Origin of the sequence: Thioalkalivibrio sp. ALJ16, assembly GCF_000377345.1 — a bacterium.
Classification (GTDB): domain Bacteria; phylum Pseudomonadota; class Gammaproteobacteria; order Ectothiorhodospirales; family Ectothiorhodospiraceae; genus Thioalkalivibrio.
This window is the reverse complement of sequence record NZ_KB898037.1, coordinates 28121-44810: the sequence shown is the minus strand read 5'-3', so window position 1 is coordinate 44810 and position 16690 is coordinate 28121. Positions and strand designations below refer to the sequence as shown.

At 62.1% G+C, this 16690-nt stretch carries 15 protein-coding genes and 1 CRISPR repeat array; of the genes, 9 read left to right on the top strand and 6 right to left on the bottom strand.

What is annotated here, in order from left to right; translation table 11 throughout:
* Positions 1-168: 168 nt before the first annotated feature.
* The 3 genes from D000_RS0100250 to mobH all read right to left on the bottom strand — a co-directional run bounded on the left by D000_RS0100250 (position 169) and on the right by mobH (position 3502).
* Complete coding sequence (locus D000_RS0100250; RefSeq protein ID WP_018871540.1) at positions 169-1107, bottom strand: site-specific integrase; 939 nt, start codon at positions 1105-1107, stop codon at positions 169-171.
* 104 nt (positions 1108-1211) lie between these two features.
* Complete coding sequence (locus D000_RS0100245; protein ID WP_018871539.1) at positions 1212-1523, bottom strand: carbon storage regulator; 312 nt, start codon at positions 1521-1523, stop codon at positions 1212-1214.
* Positions 1524-1669: 146 nt separating this feature from the next.
* Positions 1670-3502 (bottom strand): MobH family relaxase, encoded by a 1833-nt coding sequence (gene mobH / locus D000_RS0100240; RefSeq protein ID WP_018871538.1) that lies wholly within the window; start codon positions 3500-3502, stop codon positions 1670-1672.
* A gap of 394 nt (positions 3503-3896) precedes the next feature.
* Here mobH and D000_RS14255 point away from each other — a divergent pair, with 394 nt between their 5' ends.
* Positions 3897-4058, top strand: a complete 162-nt coding sequence (locus D000_RS14255) for a hypothetical protein (RefSeq protein WP_018871537.1) — start codon at positions 3897-3899, stop codon at positions 4056-4058.
* A gap of 43 nt (positions 4059-4101) precedes the next feature.
* On the opposite strand, the gene cas3f is transcribed toward D000_RS14255, so the two are convergent.
* Entirely contained in the window at positions 4102-7293 is a 3192-nt protein-coding gene (cas3f, locus tag D000_RS13630) for a type I-F CRISPR-associated helicase Cas3f (RefSeq protein ID WP_081616616.1), read from the bottom strand.
* Between the two features lie 76 nt (positions 7294-7369).
* Here cas3f and D000_RS0100205 point away from each other — a divergent pair, with 76 nt between their 5' ends.
* From D000_RS0100205 to cas1f, 5 genes are read left to right on the top strand one after another with little or no spacing between them, the layout of a single operon-like run.
* Positions 7370-8548: a hypothetical protein gene (locus D000_RS0100205; RefSeq protein ID WP_231363213.1), complete on the top strand. Its 1179-nt coding sequence runs from the start codon at positions 7370-7372 to the stop codon at positions 8546-8548.
* The gene (locus D000_RS0100200; RefSeq protein ID WP_018871531.1) at positions 8545-9435 is read left to right on the top strand and encodes a type I-F CRISPR-associated protein Csy2; all 891 of its coding nucleotides are present in this window, start codon (positions 8545-8547) and stop codon (positions 9433-9435) included. Before D000_RS0100205 ends, D000_RS0100200 begins: the two co-directional genes overlap by 4 nt.
* A gap of 12 nt (positions 9436-9447) precedes the next feature.
* Positions 9448-10569: a type I-F CRISPR-associated protein Csy3 gene (gene csy3 / locus D000_RS0100195; RefSeq protein ID WP_018871530.1), complete on the top strand. Its 1122-nt coding sequence runs from the start codon at positions 9448-9450 to the stop codon at positions 10567-10569.
* Positions 10570-10583: 14 nt separating this feature from the next.
* Positions 10584-11186: a type I-F CRISPR-associated endoribonuclease Cas6/Csy4 gene (locus tag D000_RS0100190; RefSeq protein WP_018871529.1), complete on the top strand. Its 603-nt coding sequence runs from the start codon at positions 10584-10586 to the stop codon at positions 11184-11186.
* Positions 11183-12118 carry a type I-F CRISPR-associated endonuclease Cas1f gene (cas1f, locus tag D000_RS0100185; protein WP_018871528.1) on the top strand — a complete coding sequence of 312 codons (936 nt, stop codon included), beginning with the start codon at positions 11183-11185 and terminating at the stop codon, positions 12116-12118. Before D000_RS0100190 ends, cas1f begins: the two co-directional genes overlap by 4 nt.
* 139 nt (positions 12119-12257) lie before the next feature.
* Positions 12258-14506: a CRISPR direct-repeat array (repeat unit 28 nt; unit sequence GTTTCCCGCCCCGTGGGCGGCTTAGAAG).
* 73 nt (positions 14507-14579) lie between these two features.
* On the opposite strand, the gene D000_RS13625 is transcribed toward cas1f, so the two are convergent.
* Positions 14580-14822: a WGR domain-containing protein gene (locus D000_RS13625; protein WP_081616623.1), complete on the bottom strand. Its 243-nt coding sequence runs from the start codon at positions 14820-14822 to the stop codon at positions 14580-14582.
* Positions 14815-15396, bottom strand: a complete 582-nt coding sequence (locus tag D000_RS0100180; protein ID WP_018871527.1) for a recombinase family protein — start codon at positions 15394-15396, stop codon at positions 14815-14817. Before D000_RS0100180 ends, D000_RS13625 begins: the two co-directional genes overlap by 8 nt.
* A 231-nt stretch (positions 15397-15627) precedes the next feature.
* On the opposite strand from D000_RS0100180, the gene D000_RS0100175 reads away from it, so the two are divergent.
* The 3 genes from D000_RS0100175 (at position 15628) to D000_RS13620 (ending at position 16687) form a co-directional block, all read left to right on the top strand.
* The gene (locus tag D000_RS0100175) at positions 15628-15900 is read left to right on the top strand and encodes a CopG family ribbon-helix-helix protein (protein ID WP_018871526.1); all 273 of its coding nucleotides are present in this window, start codon (positions 15628-15630) and stop codon (positions 15898-15900) included.
* A gap of 53 nt (positions 15901-15953) precedes the next feature.
* Positions 15954-16181, top strand: a complete 228-nt coding sequence (locus D000_RS0100170) for a type II toxin-antitoxin system RelE/ParE family toxin (RefSeq protein WP_018871525.1) — start codon at positions 15954-15956, stop codon at positions 16179-16181.
* A 119-nt stretch (positions 16182-16300) separates the two neighbouring features.
* Positions 16301-16687: a hypothetical protein gene (locus D000_RS13620; protein ID WP_081616615.1), complete on the top strand. Its 387-nt coding sequence runs from the start codon at positions 16301-16303 to the stop codon at positions 16685-16687.
* Positions 16688-16690 lie beyond the last annotated feature (3 nt).

The following is a 16690-nucleotide window of genomic DNA, read 5'->3' as shown; positions in this document are numbered from 1 at the left end:
GCACCGCCCTTCTTTTTTGCGTCCCCCGCTCACAATGTCGAGGCGTGCCGTCAGGTGGCACGTGCTGACTGGCTGCTGGCGGCACAAGGCCGCTTAGCCCGTTACTATCCCATACCTGAACCCATAGTCAAGGCAGGGTTTGCTTGTTTGCCGCAACCCGAACTAAGGCTACGACCGCCCTGGCTGCGGCAGGTGGTCAACCAGCTGCCGCAGCTGCCCCATGTCGGGCTCTACGTACTGCATGGTAGTCGAGAGGTTGGTGTGTCCCAGCAAGTGTTGCAGCGCACGAAGCGGCGGATTTTCCCGCCGCCCCACCTCGGTCCCCAGCGTATGCCGGAGACGGTGCGGTGATATGGGCTGTCCCAGTACCTCGCCTAGCTTCCGAAAAAAGCCGCTGACCTGTCCTACTCGGATGCCGTCTCCCTGGTAGCGCGTTTCGCCTCGATGCAGGCCCAGGTCGAATACTGGAGCTTTCTCAAGGCCCCGGGGACTGCGTAGCGCGATGGTGCGCCCGTATAGTTCCCGTAACGGTTCCATCAAGGGTGCGGGGATCGGAATATCCCACTCGCGGTGGGTTTTGGATCCCGCTGCTGAAAGCCGCAGCTCGCCTTCTTTCCAGCACACGTCGCCCCAGGTCAGTGCCACCAGTTGCCGCCGTCGCATGCCGGTGTAGTAGAAGGTGAGCAGCACCACGTGCCAGAACCAGCGGGGCTCAAGGCATCGGTTCTCGGGATCGTCCAGCGCGGTGATCGCCTGATCCAGCAGGTCTCGGGAAACCGTCTTGATCCGGCGATCTTCAGGAGCCGCATCCACCCGTTCCAGCGGGTCGTGGCTGATCCATTCCGCTTCCATGGCGAAGCGCCACATCGCACGAAAATGGCGCCGGTAGTAGTTCCAGGTCGTCGCACGGGCGCGCTGCAGGACCAGGCTTCGCCACTCCAGCAGTGTCTCGCGCTGGATCGTCTCCAGCGTCCTGGGGCCCAAATCATTCTGAAATTGACGAGCGACCTGTTGATAGCGCATTGCGGTCTCAGGCCGCAGGATCCGCTCGCGCAGATAAGTCTGCACCAGGTCGTCTAGGGTGCGGTGGGTTTCCATCGCGGGCATGCCCTCCCCTGTAACGGGTACAAGTCACGCCCCTGGCATCACTGAAATTAGCACACGGTCTCCCTGCCAGGCGCGCGTCCTCACGAATTCAGCAGTGAAACCGCCTACTCCGTTTGCGATGGAGTCGAAATTTCCTGGGAGGATTGACGTCGTTCGCGCAATACCTCGCGCACGATCTCTACGCTTTCGGGGGCCTCGATGCCAAGGCGCGCCTTGCGATGATCGATGTACTCCATACGGACAGGGCCGTCCGGGTGGTGAAGCGTGATTCGGCTACCTGCACTGTCCCAATCGACATTGAGACCGGGCGCGCACGCCGACAGTCGAAGGGGTGCTTCCTGGGTCTGCACCGCGACCACGAGGGCGCTATCCCCCACGTACAGCGCTTCCCCGTCCTTCAGGGTCACAACCAACATTCCTTTTCCTCCTCGGTGCTTCCTTGCTTGTTCCTCCGCATTTCTTCCGAATATTCGATTTTTATGATGCCGGAAGAAGCCATGCAGACTATTCCGTTATGGCTCCCGTGTCACACGCCCATAACTATTTGGGCAAGACGGCTAGCTCACGCTTCGGCGGCGGGTGTCAGGTGGTCGTTGGGTGAGGGTGTCCAGTCTGGACCGAAGACAACGGAGACGTCGCGGATCAGGAGACCGTTGATCCGGCTGGTCTGGCGTTCGCCCCTCACCACATAGCGATGGATGTTGGTGCCCTCGGAGGACTTCTCGTGCAGCTGTAACCGCTGAAAGCGCTTCTGGGCCGCGTTCCACGTGTGGCCAGTCGCACTCGCAAAGTCGCGGAAGATCCCGGGACTGACGAGGAGCACGCCCTCGGGGACGACGTGGATCCGGGCTTCTCGCGTGTTCACCAGGAGCGAACCATCCGCCACGCCTCGCTGGATCCATTCGAGGCAGGCGTCGCCCGGATCTTCGGGCAAGCGAGTGTCCGCATCCGTATCGCAGGACGACATCGCCTGCGATGGTGGCTCGGCTGTCGGTTCGTCAGCGGTTTTTTCCAGGGCACCGTCGAGCCCCGGAGGGAGCGGAAGATCCTCAACACCGGCCGAAATGGCCGGGTGGGGGTTTGAGTGGCTTTCCGCCACCACGCCAGACTGACCCGTCTGGATCGCGACGGGTTCGACGGGGGCCGGATCTGACGCGGGGGCGTTCGCCCCTTCTGGTGCCGGGGGACTTGGCGTTGCGTTCGCAGATTCCGTTGTCTCCTCGGTCGATGCCTCGCCAAGCGGAGTCACAGAACCCTCGAACACCATCGGCATCGTCTCAGGTTCGGACCAGAGACGGGCCACCGGCAGGCGGATCAGCGTCAGCTCGTGCGACCAGCCGTCACCGGCAACTTGTGCCCTCCAGATGGCCCGATCCCCATTGGCGACCAACAGTCCGTGTTCCTGCAGCGTGTCGAAGATCCGGTCGTTACTCGACGGAATACCGGAATGCCCCTCCTCACGGAGCTGTGCCCGCAGCGCGTCGGCCGCGCGTTTCGATACGAGCCACAGATCCGACTCCGTGCGCCAGCCTGCCGCCCCGTTGCGATTCAGCGGCAGATCCGCGCTGCTCAGCAGGTGCCGAAGCGATGTCATCAATTTCTCGTGAAGCGGCTTCGTGGGCGTCGGAAGTCGGTCCGGTGATTCGCCGCCCAGGTTCCGCGCCACCGACTCCCGGTCGGCCTGTAGGATGATCTGTCCCAGCGCCCCCGCATCCTCCATGTGCCCGTGGATTGCATGGATCCATGACTGCAGCAGCTCCTGGTGTTCACCGACCCAGGACATGCCTTCCGGCGGCAGGATCCAATGGGCCATGAGACTGGATACCGGTTCGTGGAGTTTGTGAACGCGACCGCGTCTGTACCGAACGGAGTACCAGTACGCACCCGGCCGCTCGGTCATCGGCCCGTGCCAGGGTTCCCAGCGCCCCAGGCGGTCTCCTGAGCGGTCGTACAGTACGATCTCCTGGTCAACCACGGGCTTGCCTACGTCGTGCAGCAGAGCTGCCGAGAAGACGCCGTAGGACCACACATCCGCCTCGTGTGACAGCCGCTCGGGTTCCGCCCCGGGTGGCAGGACGTATCCCCGGCGGATCTGAAGCGCCTTGAGCACCACCTCAAGGCCGTGGTCCAGCATGCCCCCGCGACCGGAGTGGTGGTGTACCTCGGACGCGGGTACTTCCTGGACGAATGCTGCGTACTTGCGCAGGGCCGAGGCGACATACCGTTCGGCGCAATCCGACGGAAGCGCGAGCAGGCCGGTGATCTGGCGCAGTAGTGCCTGACGGTGGGGTGGCTGCAGCAGATCGTCGGGCGTGAGGACGGGAAGCAGGCCGTCAATCGGCGGCTTGAGCTTCGGGCCATCTGGACGGGTCGATCGACGAAACAGGCGCAGCATGGTTCAGCCAGAAATGGGGACCGTGTGATGATGCTGGCTTCGCGGCGCTGATGTCGGGAAAATCCCTTTTCGCGCTCTGCCGCTTTTCTCGAATGAATCGTCCATGTTTCTATCGCTCCCGTTCCTTTGGTAGCGCCCACTCCAGGGCCTTACCCCATGCCTGCCCAGCGTTGCCGGCGCTGGCGATCGCGCGCCCATCCCGCCAGGGAAACGGCTTCAGATTGCCGGGCAGATAGAGCGGGGTGGCCGTGACCTTCATGGCATACCCCGCCGGCGGTTCATCTGAGACATCGACAGGCTCATAGCTGTATCAAGAGCCGTCCTTATGGTCGCCTGTTTTTGTGGTTTTCCCGCTAAGGGGGAGTCTTCGATTTCCTACGAGGATGTTCGGGCGATGAATATCGATATCCAGAAGGGTGAACGGTACGTCCATGCGAATGGCCGCACCTGCGTCGACTTCACCGTGGATGCCTCGAATCTTCCGGAGGGGCAGGCGGACCAGTTCCAGCAAACCACCGCCTGCAAGACGGCGGATGGGGAGTGGGAGCCGATTTGATCGTGCTCCTGCTCTCGCGGCCGGCCCGCTAAACGGGGGAGGGCTATCGCCCTCCTTCCCACTCATCGAACCGGATGGCGGTGCGACCGTTCGCAATCGTATCGGATACCTCTACCTGCATACCCAGCCTCGGCATACCGATCTTTTCCGCGTAGGCTTTCGCTTCCGGAAGACTCCATGAGAGCCAGGATCGATTCCCTTCCCGGATCTGGAAGCCGCTATCGTCCAACAGTTGATCTTCGTGGTCCCGGCTAACCCTGTACACCTCAAACCGCCCGTCGTCTTCCGCGAACTCGAATGTCACGGTCCCGCCTTCATCGCGCAGAGGGTAATCGCGGTAGTGCGCCATCACCATCCACGCCATGTTCATGGCGTCCTCGCCCTGGATTACGTCCATTCCGCCCCGAAGCGCTCGCTCGACGGCTGCATCGTCCATTTCCGCGAACCGGGCTTTTTGCCCCTCAAGTCCGAAATGAACTGCGGCCGTGAGGTCTAGCAGGCCGTCAGTGCTCCATCCAGGCGCCTGCGCCAGCAGGCGGCTCATCCGGTGTTCCCCCCTCTCCGCATCGGTGTAGGCATAGCCGTTCCCCGGCATCACAAAACAGTCCTCGCCCTCACCGTGCAGCAGCGACCGCCGGTTGCGGTCGAGGATTGCGACATTGGCAGCCTTCACGCTTGTCCTTCGATGCCGGTTCACGCGTCCCGCCGTCTGCACGATGGACTGCGTACTCGATGGCTCGATCACGCCCCAGTCAAAATCATGGTCGCGCCCGATTTCCTCAACGGGCGTTGCCACCACTACAAAGATCAGCTCGTCTTCGCCGGAGGCCTCGATCATCGCCTCAATCTCGGGGTCCAGTGCCAGCGGATCGTCCGGGCCTGAGCGCTGAAAGAGGCGGTCCATACGTGCCTCCTTCATGGCGCGACGCGCCTTCACGTCCATCGAGTGGTAGGCCGAGGCGTGGATGTCCAGCCGGTCGTTCAGGGCCTTCGCCAGTGCCACGCAGGGCGGCACGTTGGCAACACGGACCAGCCCGAACGACACCCAGGTTCCGCTCCGGTGCTGCCAGCGCTGGTTACGATGCAAGGCGCGGGCGGCTGCCTCCACCGCAGCATGGAAACGGGCATCGACATCGTCTTCCCCTTCGTCCACCTCCTGGATAAAGGCCCGCCGCCGGGGCTCGTCTTCCAGGACGCTGCGCATCATTTCGTTGACGCGACGCTCATACCACTGCGTGACGCCCTCAAGGGATTCGAGTGGTTTCGACTCCGGGGGGAGCCGGTTATCCATCACGGACACCCGGCCGGGTGTCGCCCCCGCGGGCTGCTCATGCAGCGCGGCGTACATCCGGGCCCCGACGTTAAAAGCCGTCACCAGTGCGTTCGCCACAGGGCTGGACAGGGTTGCGCTGGATGCAACGATGCGTCGGCCCATCATGGCGGACATCACGACCAGGCGCAGTACCGCGACCAGCGCTTTGGGCTCGTAGCTGTCGATCTCGTCAAGCACCAGATCACTTTGCGCGATGCGGAGGAATGCTTTGACATGGTGGCCCTGCCGCCCCGGTTCTCCGCATTGAATGAGGTAGTCAATGGTGGATACCAGGAGTGGCGATCCCAGCAGTGTTCGCGTTCGTGTACCCGCAGGCCCCGGCGCCCAGTGTTCCAGCCATTCAGGGAGATCAGGGGCGTTCGGTTCGCCCACTACCTGAAATTCGCCTTGCTCGGTCTCGTCCTCATCTTCGTCATTGTCGTAGCGGGCTTCCTGTGCCTCGTTGAACGCGGCTCGAGCAAACGAATCCCCCACCAGGCAGACCAGCTCGTCGTCCCCGAGCCCGAGCTGGTTCTGTAAGGCGTCATGCGTTTGCAGCGTCAGTGACCGCAGGTTCAGCGCGATGGATGCGCGCATCGGGCACCCTTCGGGGGTCATCGCTTCAATCGCACGGAGATTCGCGCGCGTCTTCCCCGCACCGGTTTCCGCGTTATTCAGGACCAGCCAGGGGCCTTCGTGTCCACGCTGGCGATCGAGGTGATCGACGGCTTCATCCTGCCACTGGAATCGCCCGGATCCGGAGCGCATCTGGAGCTGCTCTCGTGTCTCCCGATGGAGTCCCGGAAGATCCAGGTGATCGATTCGGTACACCCACTCCTGAGCCTGCTTCCCGACTTGATCGAGGTGATAATCAAGTGTCTGGTTCAGCCGTGACGGGACGCCAGGGGCTCCCCGTGCAGTGTTGGCGAACAGCGCATCAGGATCCGGGCATTCGGGAGCGATCCTTTGTGAGACTTGATGGTCGGCTGCAATCAAGGCGACACGGGCGAGCAGGGTGGTTGCGCGCCAGTACAGTTCATCGTCCTTTTCTTCGAGCCTGTTCAGTCGCTTGAGCATACCCCGAAGTTTTTTCTCGACGTTCTCGCTGAACTCCCGGGATTCAAACACACCGCTGTATTGGTCTGCACCCTGATTTGGGTAATTGGCAGGCGCGCGCACATGGCGATTGTGCTGGGGTTCGTGCGCTCCGCCAGCGGCACCATCTGATTTCTGCGGGCCCAGCAGGCCGTGATGAGTAAGAACCGCTGCATCGACGGCGGCATGAACGTTATCAATACGAGGCGAGTTTTCTTCATCATCAAACGGATCAAAGCCGTCTGCGTCGCCGTTCTCGAAAAGACTGGGGTAGCGCTCCATCTTTCCGATCTTGGTCCATGCGTGTTTTAACGAAACTGGGGACACACTTTCTTTTTGTAATTCACGCCATGTTTCCAGGACGCGCGTGGATACCCACTCGTGCCGAATTCGGTCCGCCATGCCCTCGTTAGGGCGCCCCGAAACGGCCGCTCGGAGCTTTCCCTGAAAGCGCGGAGTGGCCTTTCCAATGTCGTGCGCCAGGCCGGCCATTGCGGCTACGAGGGCTGTCTTCCGCACCCAGGGCGATGGTGGGCTACGCCGGGTGCGCTTGGTTTCGCCTACAGCGGTTTCGCCGGCATACCCAAAGGCACTGCGCCGCCCGACAACCCACAAGAGGTGATGACGGCTTCGGTCGACCTGGTAGCAGCCTACGGCTGTGCTGCGAGAGGCGGTTCGACGAAGGGCTTTCCGGGTCTCTTCCAGGCCCTCCTGGGTGACGGGTGTTATCCAGGACCGACCCCCATTGCGAATGGCGTATCGATCCAGGACTCGGCGTGTCTTCCGGATCGCTTTTTTCTCACAAAGCGAGACCAATATCACTTGCATCCGTGCTCTTCCTGTCCCTTTTTCAATCTGCTACTGTGCATTAAAATGGACTTTACCTACAACCGAAGGAGCGGGCGTGCAGTTACCCGATACTGAAACGATCCGGCAATGGTTTTCGCAACAGCTAGTTCATTATAGTTTCAAGGTCGTCAACACCAATATATCCCCCGGTGGCGGCGTCCGAATTAGCCAGGATCAGAAGCTCCATTTTCCCCATATTTGCGCGCACACGGCCCTTTGCGAGCGCGATGATTTCGCTAATGAAGTCCTGAGCGGCCTGGATTGCACGGCCAATCTCGCTGTTTCCGGGCCTGACCGACATGATGCATCCAAGAATGCTCGCGTGGGGCCCTCAAAGCTGCTGACGGCTGTCCGTTTCCTCCGCGGCGAATCGGTGAAGATGGACGCGCCGCCTGCGCTCGACCTGTTAGCACAGACGGAATTACTCGAGGCGTATGCGGAAGTGGCAAGCCGCCAACCCGCCGTCCTCAATGGTGATCGGCTTTCGCCCCGTCTGCGGCAGATCCTTCTTCCCCGGAATGATGACTACCTGGCCGTAACGCCATTGACGTCGACCGGTGTCGGGCTGTCCGTGAGTCGCGCGGTCCGCGCGCGGGACGATGACTTCTTCGCTCGGCTGAAGGCGGGGGAGGGGGCTGTTACCCGACGCATTCCTCGGGTCTCTCAGTTTTCGGTCGGTGGGTCCAAGCCGCAAAACGCCGGGGTGCGCGTGGGCGAGTGGACGCGCCGGCCCCTGGTCTTTGATTCCGTTCCCAGGATGGGGGCTGGTCTGAAACGCGCCTTCCATCTCGCGTATTCCGGATTTCACTACCGACTCCCGGTGCAGCTCGTCTCGGAGCACCAATCCCTCCTCGCCGAGATGGACGATGGCACCGCCTCCAAGGCATCCGAGATCTCGTGGACGATGCGTAACCGCGAGCGCGAACAAGTCTGTCTGAGCGCCCTCTGGAGGGCCATTGAACGGCAGGCCGCGGATGTACGCGAATGCCTCTCCGAGCATGCACAAGATCTCCCGAATCCGCTGCCGGCGCTGGAGAAAGACGCTTTTCTGGAAGGGTGGCTGGACCCCGACAAGCGTTCGCGCGAATGGCGAGAGGGCGTCAGCCGAATCATCGCCGATGACATTGTTTCAATGGTTCGAGGGCGGTCGTTCGAGCCGCACCGGATCTTCGAGCTGGATGACAGCGATGCTCGCCGCATGGCTGACGCACTGGCACAAGGAGGCGCCGAATGATGTATCTCGCCCTTCCGCACCTTCAGGTGCAGCAGGCCAATGCTCTCTCGACCCAGTGGATGATTTCGCTGTGCCCGGTCATGGCCGCGGTACTGATGAGCCACGCCCTGGGGCGCGCCCTGAAGGTTCAGCCATCCGGTGTCGCCATCATCCACCATGACGCCTATCTTCGCGCCGAATCCTTCGGGGATGACCGTCACCCGCATCAATTCCGTGCCTCCACCTACATCGATGGAGATGATTACAGCTCCCATTCCAAGGACCCGACGTTGTCTCTCCAGCCGACGGCGACCATGGACCTCGAGTGGTCCCTGGTGCTGCGCTTCGATGAGGACCTCCCGGAACGCGCTCTGCGCAAGGTCCACACATTTCTTCAGCGTGGCCGCCTCGCGGGTGGGTTGATCGTTGACTACCGAGACCCGGTTCTGGGGTATTCGCTCAAGGGGCGCAGCGGGGGTGATCGATCGAATTGGGGTGTGATCGATCGAGTGGTGGGCGGCGGGCATATCCTTGCGGATCGCAGTTCACTCCTGACAGGGAAGGGGCCGCATACCCGGATCGATCGGCTTCTGGCACTGGCGGGAAATGACCCCGACCCGGAGGCCAGTGGCGCGCAGCCTTTCTCGGGCTGGCTCACTCCGGCGGTTCTAGGGTATGCGCTCACCTCTTCCGTGGAGTCGCGCGCCAATGTCCGCAACGACCTGCCGCACGCCTACTGCGAGCCCATGGTGGGGTTGGTCGAATACATCGGCCTTCGGACACTCCAGGAGCACCCCGACCTCAACCCCGAAGACCTCTTCTGGCGGTATTCCTGGCCGCATGAGGCGGCGTTCATGCTCGATCAGGACGTCGATCTCCCGGAACTTCAATCCAATCCGTCTCAATAAGGAAACGCAATCATGGACGACAACATCGCCTCTCTGGCAAAAATCCCCGGCGTCACCAGCTTTCAGCGTGGCTTGATCGTGAGCGACGGTACCTTCTTCAACGTTGGCGCTGAATCTGGCGAAACCCCGCTCGAGGTCATTCGACATGGAATCCGGGGCACCCAGAACGTCAACAAGGAGTCGAGCAAGGCCCGCGACGTCTCCAACATCCAGATCACCGAAACGGCGCGCACCTCGGAAGATGCCACGGCTTTCGGGGTGCGGTTTGGGCTTCGCTTCCTGCCGATCAAGGAGGCGATCCACAGTTGCGCAGGGGATGAGGCTCAGCAGATGCGCGAACATTTCCAGCGGTTTGTGACGTCCGCGGTGGAGAGCGACGGCCTGGCGGAAGTCAGCCGGCGCATCGCGCGCAACATCCTGAATGGGCGCTGGCTGTGGCGTAACCGCAGTCTCGGCCAGCGGATCGATATCAAGGTGGTTGTGAGCAACAAGGCGGACTCCGACCGGTATCCGGCAGACACGATCCAATCGGCCGCATTGGATGTCCCGCTCCTGCATTTCAATGACTACTCCGACGATGAGAAGACCCTGGCTGGGTATATCCAGGGGGCTCTGGCGGGAGACAAGGACGCGAAGATGCTCTCGTTTGCCGTTGAAGCGGTCATCGACGCCGGTTTCAAGGGGTCGATTGAGGTGTTCCCCAGCCAGAACTACGTCGAGAACAAGCCGAAGGGGTTCGCGCGTCCGCTGTACAAGGTCGGGCGGGCGCACCCCGTGAATGCTGCCGGGAGCAACATTGGATTCAACGATGTGCGCGTGATGGGAATTGCGGCCCTGCGTGACCAGAAGATCGGCAATGCCCTTCGCACGATCGACACCTGGTACCCCGGAGCCGAGGACAACGACTACGAGCCGATTGCTATCGAGCCAGAGGGTGCGAGCCTCAATGCCATGCAGTTTTTCCGCAAGCACAAGGCGAAAGGGGGCAGCTCTTCGTCCTTCCGTCTGGCGCGTGACATGGGGAACCTGGACCCGAACTCCGATGATGGTAAGTACATGATCGGCTGCCTGATTCGCGGTGGCGTCTACGGGGAAACGGGGAAGTCCGATAGCGCCGAGAAAGCCAGCAAGTGAACAGGGAGGTTGGAATGCAGCCATCGCATTACATCAGTGTTCACCTGCGACCCGTAGCGGGTACCTCCATCTGGGATCTGGCGTCCGCCGTGGTTCGTCAGGTCCACGGCCACCTCCAGGATGCGCCGGGCTCGGTCGCACTGGCGCTCCCCGGCATGAAGGAGGGTTCGCCCCCACACCCCGGGCGCGTGTTCCAGGTGTTCTCGGACGAGAGCCTGGACCTTGGCGCCGTCATGGGTCGTATCAACGGGCTGCGCAGCATGTCCGACATGCTGCATGTTGATCGTTCCATCCATGCGGTCCCGGAAGGCATCGAGGAGTGGGCGGCCTTCACCCGCTTCCGTGTTCCAAACCGGGGGCGGCGCGCGCGCGACACGGATGCGTGTTTTGCCAATCGCTCCCGGGCCCGGGCGGAGGCGGTGGCGGAGGCGGAGCAGCTTCCGACCATTCCGTGGCGCACTGCGCGCGACAAAGGGGGTTCCTTCGGCCTGTCCATTCGACGAATGCCCGCCGAGCCCGGTGTTCCGCTGGAACAGGGCGCCTTGAACGGATACGGACTTTCGAGTGCCGCGCATCCTTTCTGGCTCCCCGTCCTGCGCCAGGGCGGAGAGAAGTGAAGAAGCAGGAACGCCCGCGCTCGGTCATCCTGAGCAAGCGGGCGAATGTTTTCTACCTGGAGCGATGTCGAGTCCTCCAGCGCAACGAATCCGTCGTGTACCTGACCGACACGGGCGAGGATGTGGAGTCCTACTTCAACATCCCGGATCGGAACACGGCGTTCCTCCTTCTGGGCACGGGTACATCGATCACCAACTCCGCGATCCGCAAGCTCTCTGAGTCCAATGTGGTCGTGGGGTTTGCCGGTGGCGGTGGCTCACCCCTGGTGGCGGCGTGTGACATGACGTTCTTGCTGCCCCAGGACGAGTATCGTCCGACGGAGTACATGCAGGCATGGATGCGGATCTGGGCGGATGAACACGCGCGCATTGATGTGGGGCGATCGCTTTTGCGTATTCGTATGGAATGGGCCCGTGAGGCGTGGTCGGCGCATGGACTGGCTTTGCCTGCGGACCTCTGTGATCGGCTGGAATCCAGCATCCAGAAGGCCGGTACCGCCACCCAGCTATTGTCCGCGGAAGCGCAGTGGGCGAAGGGGCTTTACGGCTTCCTCGCGCGGCACTGGTCCATCCGCGACTTTCACCGTGATGAGGGCAAGCAGGCCACGGGTTCGGCCGCCGATGTCGCAAACGGGCTCATCGACCATGGCAATTACCTTGCTTACGGCTATGCGGCCACTGCGCTCCACGCGCTCGGCATTCCTTACGCGATGCCCGTTCTTCACGGCAAGACGCGCCGAGGGGGCCTGGTTTTCGATGTTGCGGATCTCGTAAAGGATTCTCTGGTTTTGCCCGTGGCTTTCGAGATGGCCGTCAAGAAAGGGGGCGACCGCCACCTGAACCGTGAATTTAGGAGGAGTGTGATCGATTCGGCACATGAAACCAGGGCGTTGTCCAGGATGATCGACACGATGAAATCGTTCTGCCTCTAGCGAAACAACCATGTTTTCCTTACCGTTTTTTATCAACCAACAAAACAACTACTTACATAGCATTTCTTTTCGTATGGTTATATCTCTTTCTGTTCTGTTTTTTCTATTGAAATCCACGTTTTAGAGCTGATTTGCTACGGTTTCCCGCCCCGTGGGCGGCTTAGAAGCATGTCTGCTATCTCTGATATAAGAAACGGAAGTTTCCCGCCCCGTGGGCGGCTTAGAAGAGCGCGGCACCGGCGCGGTCGACGTCGAACGGGTTTCCCGCCCCGTGGGCGGCTTAGAAGAGCGCATCCGCGCAGAGCGAAAAGCAGCAGCAGTTTCCCGCCCCGTGGGCGGCTTAGAAGTGCAGAAGTCTCAGCCGAACAAGACTCCGCAGGTTTCCCGCCCCGTGGGCGGCTTAGAAGTCGCGGCTTGTGCGACAGCGATATAAGCTGCCGTTTCCCGCCCCGTGGGCGGCTTAGAAGGAGATCGGAGGATAGGACGCCGCGGAAGAAGGGTTTCCCGCCCCGTGGGCGGCTTAGAAGTGCGATATAGTCTGCCTGCGTTAACACATTCGGTTTCCCGCCCCGTGGGCGGCTTAGAAGCTCGAGGCCGCCCCTAAAGACGACATGGGCAGCGTTTCCCGCCCCGTGGGCGGCTTAGAAGTCTCAAGGGAGGCCAGGGTGCGGTCGAGGGTAGTTTCCCGCCCCGTGGGCGGCTTAGAAGTTGCAGAGCGAGGGCGCACTGAGTCGACATCCGTTTCCCGCCCCGTGGGCGGCTTAGAAGAGCACCAGGTCGATCTCGCGGATGCGCACTTCGTTTCCCGCCCCGTGGGCGGCTTAGAAGTCAGAAGCGCGCGGAGTACGTCGCCACTCCGGGTTTCCCGCCCCGTGGGCGGCTTAGAAGTCGACCAGGGGTGGGGTGAGTTTCGCCGCCAGGTTTCCCGCCCCGTGGGCGGCTTAGAAGAGTCGCCGGGGTGTTTATGAGTGTCGGGGGCGGTTTCCCGCCCCGTGGGCGGCTTAGAAGCGTCCGAGCGCCTTTTGACCTCGAGCTTCTGCGTTTCCCGCCCCGTGGGCGGCTTAGAAGTGGTTCCACGCGGACGTGAGCGAGATCCTGGAGTTTCCCGCCCCGTGGGCGGCTTAGAAGGCATAGAATTGGCGGACGGCAAGCGGTGCCGGGTTTCCCGCCCCGTGGGCGGCTTAGAAGGTCACCGATCCCAGCCGACACGACCGAAACGTGTTTCCCGCCCCGTGGGCGGCTTAGAAGTCCAGAACGACCCGCGGCTCCGAGTCTCCTTCGTTTCCCGCCCCGTGGGCGGCTTAGAAGACCAATCGATGCAGGTCCTTCCGAACTTTGGTGTTTCCCGCCCCGTGGGCGGCTTAGAAGTGGGGGACAGGTGGATGGCAGCAGGACTATGAGTTTCCCGCCCCGTGGGCGGCTTAGAAGGACAAAACCCGGCGAATTATTTGTATGTCGCGGTTTCCCGCCCCGTGGGCGGCTTAGAAGGAGGTATTGATCCGCTCGCACAGCTCGTCAATGTTTCCCGCCCCGTGGGCGGCTTAGAAGCGGCGGAGTCAGCCCCGAGCAGGATACTGACAGTTTCCCGCCCCGTGGGCGGCTTAGAAGAGGAACGCGCGCTTGTTGACGCACAGGTAGTCGTTTCCCGCCCCGTGGGCGGCTTAGAAGCACTGGAGGTGATTGGCTGGGTGCGCCATGGAGTTTCCCGCCCCGTGGGCGGCTTAGAAGTCGCTGAAGAAGAGGGTGCTCAGGTTCGACTCGTTTCCCGCCCCGTGGGCGGCTTAGAAGTCGCCGCGAACAAAGCGGCGCAGGAGATCGTCGTTTCCCGCCCCGTGGGCGGCTTAGAAGGCCACATCCACGGCCTCGCGGCTCTCACGATTGTTTCCCGCCCCGTGGGCGGCTTAGAAGCGGACGGAGCGCACGGCATGACCAAAACCACCGTTTCCCGCCCCGTGGGCGGCTTAGAATTTGAGCAGGTGCCGGTTGGGGCGCAGCACTTCGTTTCCCGCCCCGTGGGCGGCTTAGAAGGACCAGTTCGTGCAGCAGAAGGGCCGCAACCTGTTTCCCGCCCCGTGGGCGGCTTAGAAGCGCGAGGAACGCCGCGCCCGCCTGGACCGTTGGTTTCCCGCCCCGTGGGCGGCTTAGAAGTTTGGACGCGGACACCCAAGTGGATATGCCGTGTTTCCCGCCCCGTGGGCGGCTTAGAAGAAGACGACGATCCTGGTGTGCGGTGAAAAGGCGTTTCCCGCCCCGTGGGCGGCTTAGAAGCAGGAGCGCGCACGGCAGGTGCAGTGCTACGAGTTTCCCGCCCCGTGGGCGGCTTAGAAGGTGTGCACAGCCGCTGCGCGGCCGTGGGCACAGTTTCCCGCCCCGTAGAAGTTTCCGGGCTTGTCCGGCCCTTTCAGGGTAAGCCCCTTGCCATTCTCTCTACCATTCCCTTCCCGGGCCTTTCCCTTTTGCCCTAAGCATCCTGCGACCAACCGGTGTAGCCGCGCCGGACTTTGGCCGCGGTCCTTTGCCCCAGGCTCGCCTTTGCCTCCTCGATGGTGCTGCACCAGTCTTCGCGAGTGGTTCCTGGGTGTCCGATACGACCCCATTCGCGACAGACGGCATACCCACCGAAAAGGCCTCGCTGAATGAACATCCGGTAAAACCGGAATTGGTTGCGGTCAGGGGCGACCTTGCGCAGACGGACCTCATTCATCGCCATTGTCACGGAGCGCGGCCCGACCGCCGGGAAAGTGGCGATAGAGCGTGGCGGGCGAAACGCCCAGCTGCTTGGCGAGTTCCCGCACGGGGGCACCGGAATGGGAAAGGACTGTCGACGCAAAGGCCAGCTGTTCGTCGGTAAGCGCTGGGGGCCGTCCGCCGGTGCGGCCACGCTGGCGCGCGGCGTCTAGGCCCGCACGGGTCCGCTCCTGCATGATGGAGCGCTCGAACTCGGCCACTGCGCCAAATACGTGAAAGACCAGCTTCCCGCCTGGCGTCGTCGTGTCGATGGACTCGGTGAGGGACTGGAACTCGATCCCGCGCTCCTCCAGATCCCCAACGGTGGTAATGAGCTGCCGCATGGATCGGGCAAGCCTGTCCAGTCTCCAGACCACCAGGACGTCGCCCTGCCGCATGTAGTCCAGGGCCTCCCGAAGCTGCGGGCGATCACGCTGGGCTCCCGATGCGCGGTCCTCGTAGAGTCGGTCGCACCCGGCCTGCCGCAGGGCATCGGTCTGGAGCGATGGGTCCTGGTCCCGTGTAGAAACGCGTGCATATCCGACTTTCATAGGCTTGGCCTCTCGAAACTCATGGCCATGCTAGGTTTTGCGACACTAGGTTTCAACACATGGTTTTGAGACACCGAGCCGGAAGAAATCGAGTCGCTCCGCTGGGTTCGGCCTGTCCATCTCGAAAACGATCGTTTTTGAGACCGCCTGTTGAGTAGTCGTAGGAGTGGACGAGGGCAGGAGGCCGCGCTAGAGTATTCCGAGGTACTACCCGGTTATACGAGGGCCGCCATGGCAACGTCCCTGAAAATCGATGACGCGCTGAAAGGTCGCCTCAAGGATCTGGCCGCCCAACGCCGGCGGTCGCCCCACTGGATCATGCTCGAAGCCATCCGCCAATACGTTGAGCGGGAGGAGGCTCGCGAAAGTTTCCGGGAGGAAGCCCAGGCGTCCTGGACGGCCTACCGGGAAACCGGTCAACACCTGACCGGGCAGGAAGCCCGAGATTGGTTGAGTACATGGGGCACTGACGATGAAAGAGCCGTGCCCGAGTGCCACGAGTAATCGTCACTGCAAGCGCCGTAGAAGGTTTGGAACGATGCAGGCGCGCGCTCGCCATGAAAGCCCCGGGTGCCGCCCGGCGCGCGGGGCAGGCGATCGAGCGGCAATTCCTGCTGCTGGAAACGACGCCCGATATGGGGCGGCCGGACCCTGTGATCCCCGAACTGCGTGAGTTGGTGATTGCCTTCGGCGACTCCGGATTTGTGGCCCTCTACCGTCACGAACCAGCCGATGACGCCGTGTATGTCCTTGCCTTCCGGCACCAGAAAGAGGCCGGTTACTGAGTACGGGGTCTGGGCTTCAACCGCTTGTGCCACTCGTCGTGGGTTGAATGCCTAGACCTTGAATCTCGCCGCAGCGTGCGCTAATGGTGTAGTTAAGGACGAAAACGACTGGATAAAGCATGTTGGTACTTACAACACTCATTCTTGCCCCCTTGGCCGTGTTTCTGGCCGCGGGACTCGTCACTTCGATCCGCCGACGAGGCTGGAAGGCTGGCGTGCGGCAGTTCGGTGTGGCCTCTGCGGGCTTGGGCTCAGGTGTGGCGCAGGCTGTTGGTCGAAACGCCGTCGCGGCGCCCGTTTCACCACAAGCACAAAACGGCGTTGAGCCATTGGCATCGGGGGTTAGTTCGGGAGAACTATTGGCGGTGCTTCTGGAATCCGCCGCAGCAGAAGGCGGCGGAAGCGACGATTTTTCCGCCTTCGGAACGCCATCAGAGGACATCGCCATGTCCCCTGGGAGCTACTACGGCGAAAATGATTACGCGCACTATGCCACCAAGGAGTGATGG